The organism is Bacteroidota bacterium, assembly GCA_039111535.1.
GTDB lineage: Bacteria > Bacteroidota > Rhodothermia > Rhodothermales > JAHQVL01 > JBCCIM01.
Window position 1 is genome coordinate 24,423 of record JBCCIM010000025.1, and the last position, 19,399, is coordinate 43,821.

Sequence of the window (19,399 nt, forward strand, 5' to 3'; positions counted from 1 at the left end):
TGTCTTTTCTGCCCCAATATTGATAGCGTATACTGATATATTCGTTGCTTTCTATGGGGTTCTCGAACACTTTTGGCAATGGTATGGCTAGCGGGTTGCGCAATTTATGATAAAGGTACGCAATCTCATCATTTCGAATCAGGTAATACGCGCATGCCCCGCTCGTACAGCCAGGCAATAACCAGCTCAATATGCTAAGGCTCAAACCACGTAGAGACGTCTTTTAAATCTTTGCGACCGATGTCAGGTACCGTGGCATCACTCGCGGGGTAACCTATAGGAAAGAGGATAAAAGGCTTTTCATTCTTGGGCCGGCCCAGAATTTCGTTCAGAAACTTCATCGGGCTGGGTGTGTGCGTGAGCGTAGCAAGGCCCATGTTGTGGACTGCAGAAATGAACATGCCACACGCGATACCACAGCTTTCCTGAACGTAGTAATGCTTCCGCCGGCTTTCGTCTTCGTTGAACCCGTAACTCTGCGCAAAACACACAACGATCCAGGGCACCGTTTCGAGGAAAGGTTTTTCCCAATTTGTACCAAACGGAGCCAGAGCCTCAAGCCATTCATCAGACATGCGGCCGCCATAACTCTCTTTCTCTTCCTTCTCAGCCGCAATCCGTATTTCGCGCTTAACTGCGGGATCACTGATTGCTACGAACGTCCAGGGCTGCATATGGGCGCCACTTGGAGCCGTACTTGCGGTCTGGATGGCACGCTCGATCAAGTGCTTCGGAACGGGTTCATCACTAAAAAAGCGAATAGACCGGCGCATGTCCATCATTTCGTAAAAGGTGTCAGCGCGGTCGACCATCGTGTCTTCTGGATATCGATGGTGTTTAAACGGAATATGGAGGGAGTCCTGCATAATGTCGGTTGGCTATGCGATCGCCAATTAATACTGGGCAAACTGGGCCCACCTGTAGAAATTGAACGCAAAAAAACAGGGGATTGTGAATGCAACAGGTTCTTTACATTCACAATCCCCCGAAGAGATTCAACAGGAGCCGGGAAGTCCCAAATTATTTCACGGTAATCGTGCTACTTGATCAAAAAAGTAACTTGTACAACAGCACGTACTTCCATTTCGCCGGCAGCATAAGCCTCTGGCTCAGGCGCAGCTTCTGCTTTGGCAAGCCGCACATTGTGGTCGGCCATATGCACTACAGGCCTTGGCATCGAGAAGCTCTGCTCCGTTATTTTCCAGACACCACCCAGTTCTGCATCCAGGCTTGCAGCCATCAGCGTGGCTTTCGACTTCGCGCGCGTCATTGCCATCACAAGCGCCTTATCCCGTACATTTTCGCGATCTTGCAAACCATATGAAATCCCATTGAGACGGTTGGCGCCTTCCTGCACAATACCTGCGATGAGCGCCGGCAACATTTCAAGATCCTCTATTTCAACCACCAGTTCCCGCGTAGCTTCAAACCCTTTATCTTCCGGCTTCCTTGTTTGTGGATTGTATTCGCGAATGGGCTGCAATCGAAGGGTCGCCAGTCGAATTTTCCGTTCCTCGATGCCCAAATCACGCACAACATTCAACGCATTTTTTGATACTTCAGCGTTTTTTGCACGCGCTTTCTCGGGGTTCCAATTTTTGGTAGAAATGCCAAAGCGCACAGTTGCCATGTCCGGAATGGCATCTACAATGCCCTCACCAGAAACCGTTATCGATCTGTATTCTTCAAAAGCCTGCGCAGTAACGGTACCAGAAGGCACAACTGCGCTAATAAGCAAAAGGGTCGTTAGAAAAAGATTAATGTATTTCATACCTGTACAATAAGATTAGATGGCGAAGCACCAGTAGGTGCAAAAGCCGCGCCCTTGCTCTATTAACGCACTACAGTGCTGATTATTACCCACTATGGGTGTAGCCGACCCAAAAGGCGTGGGAATGGAATGGTTTCCCGTACGTGCTGGATGCCGCAAATCCAGGTTACTGCGCGCTCCAACCCGAGGCCAAATCCACTGTGCGGCACCGAACCAAAGCGGCGTAGGTCAAAATACCACTCGAACACTTCGGCCGGCAAGTTATGTGCTGCAACTTGCTCTTCCAGGAAGGCAAGGTCTGTTGCCCGCTCACCACCACCAATAATTTCGCCGTACCCTTCTGGTGCCAGCACGTCCATGCCAAGTGCAAGCCTGTCATCTTCAGGATCGCGTTTCATGTAGAATGCCTTGATCACGGCAGGAAAACGGTGTACGATGATCGGCTGGTCGTAATGCCGCGTAATCAAGGTTTCATCGCTACCTCCAAAATCGTTGCCCCACTCGAAGTTACGGGCAGACTCACGCCATTGCGGCAAATTACGCAGCTGCTCTTCAATTTCTTCGAGTCGCTGGTTTATTTCAATCGCCCGCGCATCGATACGCCGCTTCTCCCCTTTCTTCACCTGTCCGTAACGCTTCTGGTTGTCAGCAAGCTCCTGCTTCAACCGCGGCCCTTCTTCTTCGAGCGCTGCGATCTCCTCGGTCACCATGTTGTACGTTTTATCGCTACGCAGCAGGTCTACCGCATCTGAATAATGCAGGCGAGGGAAAGGCGTCTTTATTTTTTCGAGCTTGGCAACGTCGCGTCCGACAATTTCCAATTCAGGCCGGCAATTGGCAAGAACGGCCTCCACAATGGCTGCCAGAAAATCTTCTGCCAACGCCATGTTCATCTCTAAATCGTAAAACGCCATCTCCGGCTCGATCATCCAAAACTCAGTAAGGTGCCGGCGGGTTTTTGACTTCTCTGCCCGAAATGTAGGGCCAAACGTATAAATCTTCCCCATCGCCATGGCCATTGCTTCCCCATACAACTGGCCACTTTGGGTCAGGTATGCGGGCTCGCCAAAGTAGTCGATTTCAAAGAGGGTTGATGTGCCCTCTACTGCATTGCCCGTCAAAATCGGTGCATCCGCCTGGATAAATCCACGGCCCTGGAAAAAGTTATGGATGGCCATCGTAATCTGGTTACGGATGCGCATGATGGCCCACTGCCGCCGGCTACGCAACCACAAATGGCGCTTGTTCATCAGGAAATCGATGCCATGCGACTTCGGCGTAATCGGGTAATCTTCAGAAGCGCCAATCAGCACAACTTTCTGGGCCTGCACTTCTACCCCACCAATTTGCCGCTCATCAAGGGAGACGGTGCCATGAATTTCCACAGCACTCTCCTGGGTAAGTCCGTCAGCTGCTTCCCAACTGGCGGCATCCACTTCTTCCTGATTCACAACACATTGCACCATCCCGCTTCCGTCGCGCAACACCAAAAACTGCAGGCTCTTCGACCCACGTTTATTGTACAGCCACCCTTTTAATTGAACCGTCTTACCTTCAAGAGATGCCAGTTTATCTATCGTTGTATAGTCCATCTACGCCGTTCAGATTTGAAATTATTCCTGATAAAAACGCTTTTGCCGGCAGTATACGCACGAAAACCCAGAAATGATCGGTCTTCATAACATCTTGCGTTTCGCTGTTGTTAAACAGCAGATATAGTACACGCAATCGCTTACCAATTGTATACCAAGAGTGTTGTAATCAAGGGCCATGCAACCAGCAAATCAAGCAGCAATCCATACACCAAATACGATGCATGCAGTGGCCGCAAGCACAATAATAGCATGAGCAGCGGTCCCGCAAGATCTATAAAAAAGAGCGCCGACCACCCCAGCAAAACACCACACCATCCCCCCAGCATAATCGCTACCAGCGCGCTACCTGCAGCCATGAGGCGCAACATCCGTTCATCAACAAGCATCGCCAGAGAATGCAAACCGGCTTGTTCATCGCCAAGCCTGTCTTGCCAGTCAGCCAGCAAGACATTGGGCAGAATAAAAAAGAACCGATACCCCAGAAAAATCAGCACAACTGGCGCCATCGCAAAGTTCATCTCGACAAGCGGTAGTGCTACCCCGCCAAGTGCCCAGGCACCTGCAATGGCTACAGGTTTGACGTACCAGATACGCTTAAGCCGTTTTCTCAGCGGCAATACATACGCAAAGCCACAGCCAGCCAATAATGCTCCTGCAAGCAGCGCTGCACCCGAGAGAAAAGCCGTTCCAATCAATCCTGCAAGCAGCGCAAATGCGCACGACGACCAGACATACATGTGATGTCGTGCAATCCACGCAACCCGTTCTGGCTGATTGGCGCCGTCTTCTTTGCCCGGCAACCAGCCCCGATCGAGTTGATAGAGTAGAAAAGCCCCGCAGCAGCCGGCCAACACGACCGGCACACTGAAACCTGTGCCAAAGAGCGTAGATGTGCCAGACAATAAACCAAGCGCAACAACAACAATATGCAAATTGCTGTACTGCAGGAAAGCCAATAGCCGGCGTGCTTGGTCAGCAACCGGCCTGGCGTGTTCTACTGAAGAAGGGATTGGCATGTAATACGAGCGGCATGATACCGAAAGAACAGGCTGTTCAAGTCTCGTATGTATGAAGGGATCCTATGCCGTCAAAAATTTGATCAGACGGCTCCGGCGCTGCCTATTTCAACAACGTCATGGTTTTGCTTTGTGTGTACGAACGCTGATGCCCACGGGCAATCACACGGTACACGTAAGTGCCTGACGAAAGGGATGAGGCATCGATCTGGATCGCGTGGTCCGAACCCGCCTGAAACGTCGTAACCGGTGTCTGCATAACGGCGCGGCCGAGCATATCAAATATTTCAATGCTCACGTCAGCTGTTTCCGGCAAGCTAAACTCAACAGATGTTGTTGGATTAAATGGATTCGGATAGTTGCCGGCTAGGTCAAATGCACCCGGCAACGCGTCTTCTCCCTCATTGTTTGTAGCAAGCGGCAAAAATATCGCCTGACCATCTGGCGCGTAGGCGGTTATCGATAGATCGGGTTGCCCAATAACAGGGTTTACAAATCCCTGCAGAATGAAGAGCAAAGCCGCACCGCCTGTCCGGCTCAGGTCCGCACGGTAAATACCAATGCGTTCACCGCTGTTCTCGGTAATCTCGATATTGTACAAACCGGGCTCAAACTCGCGGGTTAGAAAAGATTCCCCAAAAGAAAGTCCCTTCGCCAAGGTCATGATTCGGTTGTACGATTCGCTATCGTCTACAATGTAGGCGTTCACAGGCGGCGCATCTGGTGAGCCCTGAAACACATTCAAGCCCACCGTATTTTCGTCTGTCGATTCCTGCTGAGAATCTTGCACAACCAGGCCAATTGCCTGCTTACCAGATCCGGTGTAGAGTCCGTTGATAACGGCTACATAGTCTTTATCGCTTTCCAACGACACGTTTGTCGTCGTGATCGGGCTTGCATTACTCGTAGCATCACCGCGTACCACATCCAGTTTCACAATGGGTGAAGTAAGCTCAAGAAATGCCGTAGCGCTGCCGTAAGACAACCCATCAATCTGCAATATATCATTCAGATAGATATCAACTACGGGCGCATCAGACGAGTTGTGCACAATCTGCAAGTAGGTTGCAAAACCCTGTACGGTGACGCTGCCATCGATTGTAGTTACAGATGGACTGCCGTTGTTGTACTGGAAAGAGGAAAAGGTCACGTCGCTTGTACCCGGTCCCACGAGAGTGCCACTAAGGTTTACAAGCGTGCCGGCACCCGACAAGGGCGTGCCTGTACTCATGCTAACAACAGCTTGTCCGGGTACAGAGGTGTCAACCGTCACACTGTTGCCGGCAGAAAGGGTACCGTTTACCGTCGCACCCGTGATGGTAAAGTCCTGCGCATCGTAGGCGATCGAGAACACATAAGACAGTACATTCTCTCCTGTTAAATCCCCAGTATTAATAGGCACAGTTACCTGCTGACCAATTTCGCCAACAATGCCAGTTGGGATGGAAACGGTGATTTCCCCTGAGGCCTGAATGGTGATGCTCCCATTGGTCGTATTGGCTGGTACGGCGCCACCGTTAAACAAAAAAGAGTCAAACCCGAGTACGCTTGTTCCGCCGGCAATCAGGTTGAAATTAAGATTAAACAGGGTACCTGTTCCTGACAAAGCCCCTCCGTTCCAGGTCACGCCAACTTTCCCAGGCGTACTGAGATCCAGTGTTGCGGCATTGCCGGCTGAGAGGGTACCCGACTGCCCGATACTCGCTACCTGCAACAGGCTGGCATCATAATCAATGACCGTACTAAACGATGTGATACCGCTGCCTGTAAGGTCGCCTACGGTCACAGGTACCGTGAGCGTTTCGCCCGAATTTCCACTCGCTGCCGGCAGAGTAACCGGAATCGGGTCATTTGCACCGTTAATGGTCACGCTACCATTGGTCACATTGGCTATCGGATCGCCACTGTTAAACTGGAAAGCAGAAAAATTGAGGGCTGAAATGCCACTCGCAACCGGGTTTACTAACAAATTGCCCAAAACGCCGGCGCCTGAAATTGGCGTGCCGTTCGACCAGGTTACTGTTACCTGGCCGGGCGTACCCGTATTTACGATAGGTGCAGCTGCACCTGAGAGCGTACCAGCAGTGGCGTAACTTGCGACGTTTACCGTGGCCGCATCGTACGTCAGCGTAAACGAATAGCTTGTGGCATTCTTACCCGTCATATCGCTGACGGAAATGGGAATACTGAGCTGGCTTCCGCCGACTGTACCGGTAGAAGAAGCCGGCAGGTTAACATCTACAGATCCCGTAGATCCGCCGCTCACATTTACGCTGCCATTGGTTGTAGAAGCTGCAGGTGCACCTTCGTTAAAACGAAAAGAATCAAAGGCCAGACTGCTGGTCCCTTCTTGCAGGAAACTGGCCTGCAGATTGACCAACACGCCGCCCCCTTCCAGGGCAAAAGCATCCGCCCAGGCAATTGAGACTTTGCCAGAAGTTGTTGTATTCACAATCGGCGATACAGACTCGGTAAGCGTACCGGTACTGCTCACACCTGTGATTTCGACGATCGTCGGGTCATATGAAATGGCAAACTCAAATGACTTGACCTCAGACCCAGTGAGATCTCCGACGGTAATTGGGATGAGGGATGAAGCACCTGATGCAACCTCCAGGGTTGGCAGGGTGACGGTTACCTGTGCGGTAGCCGTACGTTGTGTGCTGATGAGCATCAGCAAAAAAACTGGAAAAACCCGTAGTAATAGTCTCCACATAGCTTTACGGAAAGAAAACAATTCCTTGGTTCGTCTTTGCTGAAGTAATCCTTCAGTCAAATAAGAACAGAGTTATTAGTGCGATTGCGCTTCCTACAGGTCCGTTTACATGGTATGCAAGCGAGATCTTGGGGGACGTTTACCTGGTGCAATAATACCATGCAAAACGGGAGCCAAAATGCATTCACAAACACGATTGAGGACTTCGCAGAAGCAAGAACGAGAGAATAGACAGGCGATAGAAGAGAGCCAGTAGAGCATCGGCAGAGCCGGCTGACAATCTTTCATTTCGAAAGGCAAGCCTACTATTTGATGAGCGTCATGGTAGCAGATTTGACGTAGGTACTGGAGGCACCCCTGGCGCGAACCTGGTAGACATAAACGCCTGAAGCGAGTGAGGAGGCGTCTAGTTCAACCCGCTGCTTGGCGCCGGCCTGATATACTTGAGATGGAATCGTCAACGCCTCACGCCCCAACACATCTACAAGTGTAATCGTTACCTCAGCTGACTCCGGCAGATCAAATTGGATGGTTGTTGTTGGATTAAAGGGATTTGGATAATTCCCGAGCAACTCGAAGTCTTGCGGCAAGCCGGCTTCATCTTCATTGCTTACCTGAACAGTATTGGAAATTTCGCCATTTTGTGTTGCAACAACCGGGCTTCCTTCATTAAAGGAAAAGGTATCAATGGCAAGGCTCGTTGTCCCTTTTTTGACAAACTTACCGACGATGCGCAGGAGCACACCATCACCCTGAAGTGGTTCAAAATGTGCGCCGCCGACGGTAACCTCGCCTGGCACATCAGTATTTAGGATAAGGGAGAAATTCTCCGCCAGATCACCCTGCGCCTCAACGCCGGTGATTTCGATAACTGAAGCATCATACTTCATCGTAAGCAAAAAGGCCTTTACATCCTGGCCAGAAACATCTCCGACTGTTAGCGGCAGCGAAATATCGCGTGCGTTGTAATATTCAGTTGGAAGGGCAACCGGGATTTGGGCATACACAGAATTGCTTACGAAAAGTACTACCCCCAAGGCCATAAGAAAAACCTTTGGCAATAATTTGGACATTTTCTCTATTCTGTGGTTTGTTGCAGAAATGTGTCTTTCGAAACAGAATCTTCATGACATCATCCGGGGGGCGAAAGATAATTCTTTCAGATTCTGTTGTGATATTATGCTGACAATTTTGCTCGAGAAGGGGATCAAGGCCGTTTTGCCAACATGACTGACGCCAAAACAAAACCCATGCCAACAGGAAGATATCACGGGAAAGGATTGCTCCTTCTGGCAATGGAAATCATGACATTTCTGCGACAATACCAAACGACCGCATAGAGATGAAAGCACAAAAAATGACTTATCGCCTAACAAGAAAACCCCTTTTCCGGGGCAGCAGCGCAGATCAGCGGTTAAAATGGAAAGTGCGTGATTGGGCAAAACATTGATCATCCGGCTTGTATGTGCGCTCGTGAATTGAGTAGGCACCGGGCAGGATTTCGATCAGATTATAAAAATTGCGGTGCCGGTTTGAGCGCCGGCCGCGGCTACTTGTGGCCGTCCCGGCACTTGCAACCACAGGTCCTTTCTCATTGTCGATCTCAAGAGACTCAACATGGGATACATGCGCATGGCCGCACAAGATCAGATCAACCTGGCTAGCCTGAGCCGCTGCGAGAGCTTCCGTACCGTTTATCGAAATATCGTGAGGAATAAGTCCTTCGAGGGTGGTGAGGTGGTGGTGCAGCATCAAGACCTTAAAGGCACCCGCCGGCTGCCGATCGAAGAAGTCCGAAATACCCCGGACAATCGCACTTGTCACTTTGCCCCCTTTTATGGTTAGGCCGTGGGCTGAATTGAAGCCCATAACTGCAAGACCCTCTTGTTCGTGTGTCCGAACCAGATCAGCACCAAAATAGGTCTGAAACCGAGCCACGGGTTTTACCAGCCGCATCCAGGGGCTCCACCACGGATATACGTCGTGGTTTCCGGGGACCACCATGTAGGGTGCGGTAAAACGATTCAGGAAGGCCAAGGCCTCCCTGAATTGTTTATGCAAAGCTCTTTGTGTAAGGTCACCACTGACCGCAACCATATCCACATTCGCCTGGGCTACATCTTCGATTAATGCATCGAGAATGTGCGGAAACGCTATACGGCCAAAGTGGATATCCGAGACATGCGCTATTTTCAACGCTAACGTACCGGGAAAGTGATTACAATCATCCCCTAAAGCATCATGTTCATCGGCTGCTCGAGGTATTGCTTGACGGTATTCAGGAATTGGGCTCCTGTAGCACCATCAACAACACGATGATCGCATGAGAGGCTTAGCTTCATCCGTTTACCCGGTACAATGGCACCGTCTTTTACAACGGGCACGTCGCGAATACCTCCAATTGCCAGGATACAGGCATTGGGTGGATTGATGATCGCTGTAAAGTTCTCGATGCCAAACATACCGAGGTTGCTGGTTGAAAACGTAGAGCCTTCAAATTCGTGCGGCTGCAATTTGCGATCACGCGCCTTGCCGGCCAGTTCACGCGTTTCAGCAGCTATCTGAGAAAGCCCTTTGTTGTCAGCATTGCGAACAACTGGCGTAATCAAGCCCTCGTCAATTGCTACGGCAATCGCAACATGCACCTCATTGTGGAGCCGGATTTCTCCTTCGTTCTCCATGTAGGAAGCATTCACGTAAGGATGCTCACGCAGCGCGAGCGCACAAGCTTTCGTGATCAAGTCGTTATACGAGACCTTTTGCTTGTCCTGAGACAACGCAAGCTCGTTCAGCTGCTGGCGGAACGCCACAGCGCCGTCCATATCCACATCGATCTGCAGATAGAAATGGGGGGACGTGAATTTGCTTTCCGAGAGCCTGCGCGAAATTGCTTTTCTCATCTGAGAAAGCGGGATAGCATCATATGCTGCGCCAGCCACAGGTGCAGGCTGCTGCGCAACGGCCTGCTGTACAGGTTCTTGAACAGGTGCTGCAGGATGGCTCGTTCCGATAAGGCTTTCGATATCCCGACGTACGATACGGCCATCAGGACCAGAACCGCTTACCGAAGCAAGGTTAACCCCATGCTCCTGGGCCATACGGCGTGCTAGCGGCGACGCCTTTGTGCGCCCGTTAGGCGCACTTCCAACGGGGGCAGCAACAGGAGCGGCAGCACCATCACCAGAAGCTGCCGGAACAGCTGCAGGTTCTGCAGCAGGCTCAACTGCCGGCTTAGCTGCTGCAGGAGCCCCACTTCCATAGCGGGCGAGCACACTTGAAACGTCTTCACCAGCTTTACCAAGGACGGCAATCAGGCCGCCGATAGGAATCGAATCCCCTTCACCTGCAACACGCTTGAGCAACACCCCATCATCATACACTTCAAGATCCATGGTTGCTTTATCCGTCTCAACCTGCGCAATAACATCGCCGGCAGCGACAGGCGCACCTTCATCAGCCAACCACGCTACAAGGACCCCCTCCTCCATCGTGTCGCTCATCTTCGGCATTTCTACTGGAATAGCCATTCTCTCTTTCTTTTCAATTTTCAGGGTTCAGATGCCGTGCCGGCTGCAAAACGCGTTATTTATTTCTCCTTGCGATACAGCCCGGGGTGCGGCAAACAATCAGTTAGCGTACATTACCTGGCGGCATGCTTTATACGTATCTTCAGCGCTAGGCATGTAGTATTCAATCAGATTCTTCGCGTAAGGCGCCGGCACATCTTTGGCGTTTACACGGAGCACGGGAGCATCGAGGTAATCAAATGCTTCACGTTGAATCTGGAAGCCAATTTCTGAAGCAATACTTGCAAACGGGTTGCTTTCATCGACAATCACACACCGGTTGGTTTTCTTGACAGAAGCCAAAATGGTTTCCATGTCAAGTGGCCGGATTGTGCGCGGATCGATCACTTCAGGATCAAACCCTTCCTGCACCAGCATTTCTGCGGCCTTCATGGCAACCCAGTAGCTTTTGTTATGGGCGATGATGGTTACGTCTTTGCCTTCGCGTGCAATGCGTGCCTTGCCAATCGGGATGAGGTAGTCTTTTGCATCAGACACTTCTCCTTTCATGCCGTACATCACTTCGCTTTCCATGAACAACACTGGGTCGTCATCGCGAATAGCAGACTTCAAGAGGCCTTTGGCATCGTCCGGGTTTGAAATCGAAATAACTTTCAAACCAGGGATGGTTGAGAAAATAGACTCAAAGGAGGTGTTGTGCGTAGCAGCAAGCTGCCCGGCAGCACCGTTAGGACCGCGAAATACGATCGGGAATTTGAACTGCCCACCCGACATGTAGCGTACTTTGGCTGCATTGTTGATCAGTTGGTCCATTGCTACCATCGAGAAATTCCAGGTCATGAACTCGATGATTGGGCGGAGGCCATTCATTGCAGCGCCAATGCCGAGGCCGGCAAATCCGTTTTCTGCAATCGGGGTGTCGATGACGCGTTTCGCGCCAAACTGCTTCAACATCCCCTCACTTACCTTGTATGCGCCATTATACTCGGACACTTCCTCACCCATGAGGAAAATTGACTCGTCGCGCTCCATCTCTTCGACCATCGCCGCGCGAATTGCTTCTCTTAATTGTAATTCTGCCATTTTAAAAACTTGGTTCTTTATACACGTCGCCGGGACGCGTGATAACGGGTTGCAAGAAACTCAGAAGGATGCGCGACTACGTGGTAAACGGGTAATCCTTATCAGAGTAAATGTCTTCGTAGATCGTTTCCAGGCCAGGTGCTGGACTGTTTTCAGCAAACTCTACTGACTCCATCACTTCTTGCTTAACTTCATCGTCAACTTTGTCGAGCTGCGCGTTTGTTGCCATTTTGTGCTCAAGCAAGTAGGCTTTCAAGCGCAGAATCGGATCTTCATCCTTTTTGGCATCCAGTTCTTCTTTCGTCCGGTATTTCTGTGGGTCACTCATGGAGTGGCCGCGGTAGCGATACGTCCGGATTTCAATCAGGGATGGTTTACCTTCACGCGCCATGGCAACGTGGTGCTGCATGGCTTCGTAGACACTAAACACATCCATGCCGCTGACAAGCGAGCTTGGCATGTCGTAGCTGAGCGCCTGTTTGTACAGATCGGGCTCAGCAGCAGCGCGGTCAACAGCGGTGCCCATTGCGTACTGGTTGTTTTCCACAACAAATATTACGGGCAGATCGTAGAGGCCGGCGAGATTAGCGGCTTCGTGGAACGCACCCTGGTGGATAGCCCCATCACCAAAAAAGGCGAGACAAACCGTGTCTTCACCTTTATACTTATTTGCAAATGCGATGCCTGTACCTACTGGAATATGGGCGCCCACGATACCGTGTCCCCCCATCATTTTCAATTCCTTGCTAAAATAGTGCATCGAACCGCCTTTACCGCGCGAGCAGCCGTCAATTTTACCAAACAGCTCAGCCATGCACTCGTTCGACGTCATCCCCATGGCAAGCGCGTGACCGTGATCCCGGTATGCAGTGATCACTGAGTCTTCTCCAATCCGAATGGCCTGGGCTGTTCCTGTCGAAATGGCTTCCTGTCCAATATAGAGATGAAGGAAACCGCCAATCTTCTGCTTCCCGTACATCTGAGCAGCCCGCTCTTCAAAACGACGCTGAAGTAACATGCTACGGTACATGTCCAATACATCAGCCTTGGTAAGGCCCAGTTGCCGGTGTGTTTTGTTGCTCGGCGGATAAGTATTGAATGTAACTGAAAGCGGTTCAGCTTTAAGTCCATCAAGCGCATGACCGTTAACACTAGATGTCGCCGCGCTTTTCCGCGGTGACTTTTTCTTTACTGTCTTTTTTCCTGTTTCGCTTGCCATTAGAATAAGTATGTGAATTTGAAATTCTATCTCGTCTTCACGCCGAAGAATTTATATACATTGAAAGCAGTTATTGACCCCTGATAAGACGCCAGTCACCTTTCATTCGCATCACCGCAAATTGCATGCGAAAGATGCATCAATTCTGTGCGATTGTTTCAGCACGAACACCAAGCCTCATTTCGGCATACAGCCAGGCTTGTAAATTTAAGCGCATCGCATTTTTAACCAGCGGGGTAACCGGGCCCTTCTTCACTTCAGCGACACGATTCGAGGGCGCTGCATGCACACGTTATCCGGGGCCACACGGCCGGGCCAAAATTTCATTCAGCATATTAATTTATGAAATCTGCCTTTTAAAATTTGGCTCTTATGTAAGAACTTCTTGAGTAACTTGTGAAGTTATTGCCGGTTGAAATCGCTTTTTTCATTATTTTAACAAAAAGCACAGATTGAAGAGGTCTAGCCCAGATTAGATCCCTCCCCTTCCGGGCTCTCACAAAATTTTGACAATCTGGCAGGCTACAAAACAGCCCAATCGAAACAGGATCGCCCGTGAAAGGTTTTGTATTTTCTTTGGATAGACAAAGGCTGTAACACTCTTGGTAAGGCACGCACTAAATCCCTAAAGCATGCAAGTCCAACCTAAAGATACTTCAGGTGACATAGATCTGGATGCCCTTTTAAAAGGAGATGCCGTTGCATTTGAGCGGCTTGTCCAAAAAGAAAGTCCCAGGCTCTTTCGTATGATCATGCGCATAGTGCAGGATGAAGACGAAGCACGGAGTGTCATGCAGGAAACGTACCTCCAGGCCTATAAAAGGTTGGATACGTTCCGGCGTGAATCCAAGTTTTCTACCTGGTTATATGCCATTGGCCTCAATTTAGCGCGCGCTTCATTGCGTAAAATGAAGCGTTTTGACGCATTAGAAGAGGACAAGATGGATCGATTGCAACCCAGTTTTACGGGAGGCATGTTTTCGGAAAGCCCTGAGGTATGGAATCCTCAAAAAATGGCTGAGCGCGCAGAACGTAAACAGCTCGTTCACGATGCCATTAAAGAACTACCGGTAGACTACCGCACCGTTCTGACCCTGAGAGACATTGAAGAGCTATCGACTACTGAAGTAGCACAAACGCTTGACATAAGTGAGGGCGCTGTGCGTGTGCGGCTCCATCGGGCCCGACAGGCATTACGCGGGATACTTGACCGGTATTTCCGTTAATCGATGACTGGATATTCAAACGTGTAACTACATGAAATTGCTCCACAAAATAATGCACCTGTTCCGGCCCATGATGTCGTGCGAAGAGGTCAATGATTTTATTCTTGATTACCTCGAAGGCCGACTCCCACGGGAGACAAAACTAAAGTTTGAAAAGCACCTGGAAATGTGCCCGTGCTGTGTACCGTTCCTCGACCAGTACAAACAGACGGTAGAAATGGTAGCAACGGAAGGCCAAATCGAAGTGCCTGCCGACCTTGCTGAACATACCCTGTCCTTTCTGCGCGAACAACTGCCCAGCCTGCAAAAATAATTCTGACAGCTATTCGATAAGAGCGTTACCACACCAAGCCACCAGCGTTTCTTTCTTCCCGCCTATCTTTTGCAGTTTATGCTGCATCAAGCGTATCTTTCTCCCGCTTGCCGCAACCAACTTGCGTGAGCGCGAGGCACGCCACCTCCTCCAAAGCCGCCTGCTCCAGGCACTTAATTCAATGGGCGCTGTAGTATATACCACCACCGTACTGCACCGTGTGAACGACACCGTACGCGTATAACCGCATTGCTTTCTGTCGACAAGCGGTTTATAGCAAAGGAAAATATTGAGGTTGAGGGCATGACAGGACGTTCCCTGGTACTGATTCCCACCTATAACGAAGCTGCCAACATATTGCTTGTCATCCAGGCTGTATTGGGACTGGATGAAGACATTGCTATGCTTGTTATTGACGATGGCTCTTCGGACGGCACAGCAGAGCTCGTCCATGACATGCGCAGCAAGTATCCAGACAAAATCGACATCCTTGAACGCGAAAGTAAACTAGGCCTGGGCACGGCCTACCTCGCCGGCTTCCGCTATGCACTGGAAAACAACTTCGATTTTGTGTGCGAGATGGATGCAGACTTCTCCCACAATCCAACTGATTTGCCCCAGTTGATTGCCCCTGTTAAAAACGATACAGCCGACCTTGCCGTAGGCTCACGGTATATCAATGGTGTTCGAGTAATGAACTGGCCACTTAGCCGGCTTATTCTTTCTTATGGCGCCGGCATCTACACACGTGCCATCACTCGCCTTCCGGTTCACGACGTGACAGCCGGCTTCAAATGTTATCACCGACGTGTACTCGAAGCTATTGATTTGCACCGTGTCAAATCAAATGGCTACTCGTTTCAAATAGAAATGAAGTACCGTGCCTGGCGAAAAGGCTACCGGCTGACAGAAGTCCCGATTGTCTTTACCGAACGTACCGAAGGACAATCCAAGATGAGCAAGAAAATTGTGTGGGAAGCCATGCATAAAGTCTGGGAGCTGCGGTTTAGAGACCTGATCAAAAAACTTTAGCAGCCGTCACAATCACCAATCACCATCACACAGGTGCCATCGGAGGCACCAAAAGGTGTGCGCTTTGGGCCTTTTTCGCAAATTTAGCGCAAAAAACGTTTCTCAATGGAACGTTTTTGCTTTTTCTAAACTATCTGTTGGCCCAACAGCACTACGATTTTTAAATACCCATTACCCTAAAGCTAGCTTTTGCAATGCCTGAATACACAAAATTAGTTACGCCGACCGACGGAGCGCGCATCACACTTGAAGATGGCAACCTGGTTGTCCCAAACAACCCGATTGTACCTTTCATCGAAGGAGACGGCATTGGGCCTGACATCTGGCGTGCTGCTCAGCATGTTTTTGATTCTGCAGTTGCAAAAGCCTACGGTGGCAATCGCAAAATCTCGTGGTTTGAAGTATATGCCGGCGAAAAAGCCTTTGCCAAATACGATGAGTGGCTGCCGAACGATACGCTGGAAGCCATCCGGCACCACCTCGTGTCCATCAAAGGCCCGCTAACAACCCCGGTTGGCGGCGGTATCCGCTCGCTGAACGTGGCCCTGCGGCAGAAGCTTGATCTTTTCGCTTGCGTCCGCCCTATCCAGTACTTCACCGGCGTACCATCACCCGTTCGCGCGCCAGAGAAGGTCAACATGGTCATCTTCCGCGAAAACTCGGAAGACATTTATGCCGGCATCGAGTACGAACATGGCTCTGATGACAACGCCAAGCTGATCAAATTCCTCCAGGAAGAAATGGGCGTAACGTCTATTCGCTTCCCGGAAACGAGTGGTATTGGTATCAAGCCTATTTCAAAAGAAGGCACGTACCGCCTCGTTCGGTCTGCCATCAAATACGCTATTGCTGAAGGACTGCCAAGTGTTACCCTCGTCCACAAAGGCAACATCATGAAGTTCACCGAAGGTGGCTTCCGCGACTGGGGATATCAGATTGCCAAAGAAGAGTTTGGCGCTGAAGTAATTGGTGAAGGCCCGTGGTGTAAACTGCCAAATGGTATTATCATCAAGGATGTAATTGCAGATGCGTTCTTGCAGCAGATTCTCACGCGTCCTGCTGAGTACAGTGTGATTGCAACCATGAACCTGAATGGCGACTACATCTCTGACGCCCTCGCGGCACAGGTAGGCGGCATCGGTATTGCACCGGGCGCAAACATCAACTACGATACAGGACTGGCCATTTTTGAGGCCACGCACGGCACAGCACCAAAATACACCGGGCAGGACAAGGTTAATCCTGGATCCGTTATTCTATCTGGTGAAATGATGCTTCGCTACATGGGTTGGAAAGAAGCAGCAGACCTGATCATTTCGTCCCTTGAAAAGACCATCAGTCAGAAGCGTGTCACGTACGACTTCGAACGACTGATGGAAGGCGCCACGCTGCTCAAGTGTAGCGAGTTTGGCAATGCCATGGTCGAAAACATGTAGTTGATCCGACAAAAAGTAGAAAAGGGAGTGCTGAGGTTCAGCACTCCCTTTTTAATTTGTCTATGTTTTTTAACGCCTCAATGCTTGCTAGACATTTGAGTCACTCACTAACTGGGGCTTGATTGCCTCGGGCATTCTTGCGGTCTTGAACCCCAACACGTTGATGTACGCATCAACCAGCTTGGGCACGGAATATTCCCACGCAATCGACTGCTCAACGCGCTGCCGGCCAATTAAACCCATTTCATTTCGGCGCGCCTCATCGTCCATCAATTGGGCAAGGGCCTCGCCAAATTTTTCTGTATTGTTGTCCGGCACATACATGGCTGCATCTTTCGACGTAAACCGGTGCTCAGGCAGATCAAACGCAATGATCGGCTTGGAAAAAGCCATGTACTCTGTCATTTTGATCATCGTGCACTTGTCATTGAAGTCGTTTGACGGATCCGGATCCACTCCGATATCAATCGAAGTCAGGTACCGCATCAGCTTTTCTTTTTTGAGCCAGCCGGTAAACTGAACGTGGTCTTCAAGTCCATACTCACGCGTCATTGCCTTGATGCGCGGTACATCGTCGCCATCTCCCATGATAATGGCAAGAAAGTCGTCCCGATTAAGGCTGGTCTTGAGATGATGGAGTGCTTTGATAAAGTAATCGAGCCCATCCTGGATGCCAATAGAGCCGGCATAGCCAAAAATGGACTTCGGCATGTTGACCAGTTCAGGGTAAGGCTGCACGTAATCCATGAAACTCAGCGGCGGCCCGTTACGGACAATTTTAACTTTCGACTCAGCAACTCCACCACGTGTTAGTGCTATTTTTTTATACGACTCATTGGTTGCTATAACGAGATCGGCCGTACGAAATGACCACCGCTCCAGCAGCCTGAGTACGTTGTAAACCAGTTTATTGCCCTTCCCACCGGTTCTTGCCATGTACAATTCAGGAGCAAGATCGTGGTGATCAAAGACAAATTTCTTCCCGAACAGCTTGTAAAAAAGCCCAATTGCAAAGAGGGTATCAGGTGGATTGTGGGCATGGATTACGTCAAACCCTTCTTTCCTCCAAACCGAAAACGACACAATGAATGCGACAATGGTAGAATACAGAAACTCCCATACGAACCCCCAAAACGAATCGCGTTCCGTGGGTTCGGGATACCTGTATACATGGACATCATCCACTACATCCCGTTTAGGCTGCCCCAAAGCGCGTGGCGCAATAACTGTTACGTGGAAACCCGCGTCTACAAGCGCCAATGCTTCTCTCCGGACCCGGGTATCACCAGGATAGGAATTGTTTTCCACCAGCATTAGAATGCTGTTTTTTAACGCTGCCATCAATAATCTGCAGTTCTTTTAATGACTCGGGTGGTATCATCAGGACACCACACTGATATAGAGAAATGAGCCACTCACCTGGGGTAAGACAATAAAATCCACTTTCCTCAGTGCATATACACTGATTTGCAGCACTGCGGCCCTGGCTTATTCAGCCAAGATCGAATTATCTTCAGTAAGGGCTGTGGATCTTAGTCTCTCCACTCATTCATCACGGTGCGACGTGTCTACGGGTAAAAAAACATCTTTGCTATTTCTTTACCGAAGGGTATCAAATGACGTGCCTGTATGCCGAATAGTCTTAAGAAGGGGCTAAATTACTGCTTTTTTGTGGCTACCGACTCAAAAAGCGCATCGTAATGCTTTACGTGCCGGCGCCAGTCCAGGTGTTTCCCAACCTCCCGAAGCGATTCAACGGGCAGCGGTTTTTCTTCGCGCTTCAGAATCTTAAACATCGTCTTGAACAACGCCTCCTCATCCTCATAGAGTGTAGGCGAGTGCAGCAAGGGGCGATGTAACGAATCAGGAATCAATTCCGGGTAACTCAACCGGTTAGGCAGCAAGGGATGGCAGCCACAATAAATGGCCTCCATCACAGCGATCCCGAAAAACTCGTGGATGGCAGTGGATACAATGATGTCAGCCCGGTGAAGCAGCGATGAGTACTCTTCAAAGTCTTCTGCGTACCCGTAATGCAGAATACGCTCCGCATAGCGTTCAAACGCGCGCTCAAACTCGTAAGGCTGTTCTTCAAAGTGTTCGCCGGCAAGAATGAGCCGGAAAGCACATCCTGCGTCATCGAGCCGGTTCATCAGCCGAAAAAAGGCCTCAGGATTCTTATCGTATTCCCAACGCTGATTCCATAGCACCACGGGCATATCCATGAGCTGACCACGGGTACGGGGCGTGGCACTCTGCGCATGCTGATCGTGCGCATTGAGATCCATGCCAAGGTGTAGTACAGAACTGCGCTCTCTGATTTTCTGGACGCTATGCAGGTGGTTATAATCTGGAAACGCCCGCAACATCACAGGGAGCGCAGTTCTGTACTACACCTTGGCATGGATCTCAATGCGCACGATCAGCATGCGCAGAGTGCCACGCCCCGTACCCGTGGTCAGCTC

16 protein-coding genes are annotated in these 19,399 nt (G+C 50.2%); 4 read left to right on the top strand and 12 right to left on the bottom strand.

Features of this window, described 5'->3' with window-relative positions:
- Window positions 1–194: 194 nt before the first annotated feature.
- From AAF564_06275 to pdhA, 10 genes are all read right to left on the bottom strand, one after another.
- Window positions 195–866 (bottom strand): nitroreductase family protein, encoded by a 672-nt coding sequence (locus tag AAF564_06275; GenBank protein MEM8485135.1) that lies wholly within the window; start codon window positions 864–866, stop codon window positions 195–197.
- 173 nt (window positions 867–1,039) lie between these two features.
- Window positions 1,040–1,771: an SIMPL domain-containing protein gene (locus tag AAF564_06280; protein MEM8485136.1), complete on the bottom strand. Its 732-nt coding sequence runs from the start codon at window positions 1,769–1,771 to the stop codon at window positions 1,040–1,042.
- A 92-nt stretch (window positions 1,772–1,863) separates the two neighbouring features.
- Window positions 1,864–3,363, bottom strand: coding sequence for an asparagine--tRNA ligase (locus AAF564_06285; GenBank protein ID MEM8485137.1), 1,500 nt, complete (start codon window positions 3,361–3,363; stop codon window positions 1,864–1,866).
- 140 nt (window positions 3,364–3,503) lie between these two features.
- Window positions 3,504–4,382, bottom strand: coding sequence for a hypothetical protein (locus tag AAF564_06290; protein ID MEM8485138.1), 879 nt, complete (start codon window positions 4,380–4,382; stop codon window positions 3,504–3,506).
- Window positions 4,383–4,485: 103 nt separating this feature from the next.
- Window positions 4,486–7,098 (bottom strand): cohesin domain-containing protein, encoded by a 2,613-nt coding sequence (locus AAF564_06295; GenBank protein MEM8485139.1) that lies wholly within the window; start codon window positions 7,096–7,098, stop codon window positions 4,486–4,488.
- A 305-nt stretch (window positions 7,099–7,403) separates the two neighbouring features.
- The gene (locus AAF564_06300; protein MEM8485140.1) at window positions 7,404–8,171 is read right to left on the bottom strand and encodes a T9SS type A sorting domain-containing protein; all 768 of its coding nucleotides are present in this window, start codon (window positions 8,169–8,171) and stop codon (window positions 7,404–7,406) included.
- 334 nt (window positions 8,172–8,505) lie between these two features.
- A complete protein-coding gene (locus AAF564_06305; protein MEM8485141.1) occupies window positions 8,506–9,294 on the bottom strand; it encodes a metallophosphoesterase in 789 nt (262 codons plus the stop codon).
- 35 nt (window positions 9,295–9,329) lie between these two features.
- Entirely contained in the window at window positions 9,330–10,625 is a 1,296-nt protein-coding gene (locus AAF564_06310) for a pyruvate dehydrogenase complex dihydrolipoamide acetyltransferase (GenBank protein MEM8485142.1), read from the bottom strand.
- 99 nt (window positions 10,626–10,724) lie between these two features.
- Window positions 10,725–11,708 carry a pyruvate dehydrogenase complex E1 component subunit beta gene (locus AAF564_06315; GenBank protein ID MEM8485143.1) on the bottom strand — a complete coding sequence of 328 codons (984 nt, stop codon included), beginning with the start codon at window positions 11,706–11,708 and terminating at the stop codon, window positions 10,725–10,727.
- A gap of 76 nt (window positions 11,709–11,784) precedes the next feature.
- Window positions 11,785–12,927, bottom strand: coding sequence for a pyruvate dehydrogenase (acetyl-transferring) E1 component subunit alpha (pdhA, locus tag AAF564_06320; GenBank protein ID MEM8485144.1), 1,143 nt, complete (start codon window positions 12,925–12,927; stop codon window positions 11,785–11,787).
- A 632-nt stretch (window positions 12,928–13,559) separates the two neighbouring features.
- Between pdhA and AAF564_06325 the strand changes: the two genes are divergently transcribed.
- The 4 genes from AAF564_06325 to icd all read left to right on the top strand — a co-directional run bounded on the left by AAF564_06325 (window position 13,560) and on the right by icd (window position 16,934).
- Window positions 13,560–14,153 (top strand): sigma-70 family RNA polymerase sigma factor, encoded by a 594-nt coding sequence (locus AAF564_06325; GenBank protein ID MEM8485145.1) that lies wholly within the window; start codon window positions 13,560–13,562, stop codon window positions 14,151–14,153.
- Between the two features lie 31 nt (window positions 14,154–14,184).
- Window positions 14,185–14,466: a zf-HC2 domain-containing protein gene (locus AAF564_06330; GenBank protein ID MEM8485146.1), complete on the top strand. Its 282-nt coding sequence runs from the start codon at window positions 14,185–14,187 to the stop codon at window positions 14,464–14,466.
- A gap of 303 nt (window positions 14,467–14,769) precedes the next feature.
- On the top strand, window positions 14,770–15,498 hold the full coding sequence (locus tag AAF564_06335) for a polyprenol monophosphomannose synthase (GenBank protein MEM8485147.1): 729 nt from the start codon (window positions 14,770–14,772) through the stop codon (window positions 15,496–15,498).
- A 194-nt stretch (window positions 15,499–15,692) separates the two neighbouring features.
- On the top strand, window positions 15,693–16,934 hold the full coding sequence (icd, locus tag AAF564_06340) for an NADP-dependent isocitrate dehydrogenase (protein MEM8485148.1): 1,242 nt from the start codon (window positions 15,693–15,695) through the stop codon (window positions 16,932–16,934).
- Window positions 16,935–17,021: 87 nt separating this feature from the next.
- Here the strand turns inward: icd and AAF564_06345 are convergent, their stop codons facing one another.
- Both AAF564_06345 and AAF564_06350 read right to left on the bottom strand, forming a co-directional pair.
- Window positions 17,022–18,275 (bottom strand): glycosyltransferase family 4 protein, encoded by a 1,254-nt coding sequence (locus AAF564_06345; protein ID MEM8485149.1) that lies wholly within the window; start codon window positions 18,273–18,275, stop codon window positions 17,022–17,024.
- A gap of 317 nt (window positions 18,276–18,592) precedes the next feature.
- The gene (locus tag AAF564_06350; GenBank protein MEM8485150.1) at window positions 18,593–19,222 is read right to left on the bottom strand and encodes a glycosyltransferase; all 630 of its coding nucleotides are present in this window, start codon (window positions 19,220–19,222) and stop codon (window positions 18,593–18,595) included.
- Window positions 19,223–19,399 lie beyond the last annotated feature (177 nt).

Bases quoted from the DNA above. Each gene is read 5' to 3' on its own strand.
- AAF564_06295 (MEM8485139.1), bottom strand. From the start codon at position 7,098: ATGTGGAGACTATTACTACGGGTTTTTCCAGTTTTTTTGCTGATGCTC.
- AAF564_06330 (MEM8485146.1), top strand. From the start codon at position 14,185: ATGAAATTGCTCCACAAAATAATGCACCTGTTCCGGCCCATGATGTCG.
- AAF564_06275 (MEM8485135.1), bottom strand. From the start codon at position 866: ATGCAGGACTCCCTCCATATTCCGTTTAAACACCATCGATATCCAGAA.
- AAF564_06310 (MEM8485142.1), bottom strand. From the start codon at position 10,625: ATGGCTATTCCAGTAGAAATGCCGAAGATGAGCGACACGATGGAGGAG.
- AAF564_06350 (MEM8485150.1), bottom strand. From the start codon at position 19,222: ATGGATCTCAATGCGCACGATCAGCATGCGCAGAGTGCCACGCCCCGT.
- AAF564_06290 (MEM8485138.1), bottom strand. From the start codon at position 4,382: ATGCCAATCCCTTCTTCAGTAGAACACGCCAGGCCGGTTGCTGACCAA.
- icd (MEM8485148.1), top strand. From the start codon at position 15,693: ATGCCTGAATACACAAAATTAGTTACGCCGACCGACGGAGCGCGCATC.
- AAF564_06325 (MEM8485145.1), top strand. From the start codon at position 13,560: ATGCAAGTCCAACCTAAAGATACTTCAGGTGACATAGATCTGGATGCC.
- AAF564_06300 (MEM8485140.1), bottom strand. From the start codon at position 8,171: ATGTCCAAATTATTGCCAAAGGTTTTTCTTATGGCCTTGGGGGTAGTA.
- AAF564_06335 (MEM8485147.1), top strand. From the start codon at position 14,770: ATGACAGGACGTTCCCTGGTACTGATTCCCACCTATAACGAAGCTGCC.
- AAF564_06345 (MEM8485149.1), bottom strand. From the start codon at position 18,275: ATGGCAGCGTTAAAAAACAGCATTCTAATGCTGGTGGAAAACAATTCC.
- AAF564_06280 (MEM8485136.1), bottom strand. From the start codon at position 1,771: ATGAAATACATTAATCTTTTTCTAACGACCCTTTTGCTTATTAGCGCA.
- AAF564_06285 (MEM8485137.1), bottom strand. From the start codon at position 3,363: ATGGACTATACAACGATAGATAAACTGGCATCTCTTGAAGGTAAGACG.
- pdhA (MEM8485144.1), bottom strand. From the start codon at position 12,927: ATGGCAAGCGAAACAGGAAAAAAGACAGTAAAGAAAAAGTCACCGCGG.
- AAF564_06315 (MEM8485143.1), bottom strand. From the start codon at position 11,708: ATGGCAGAATTACAATTAAGAGAAGCAATTCGCGCGGCGATGGTCGAA.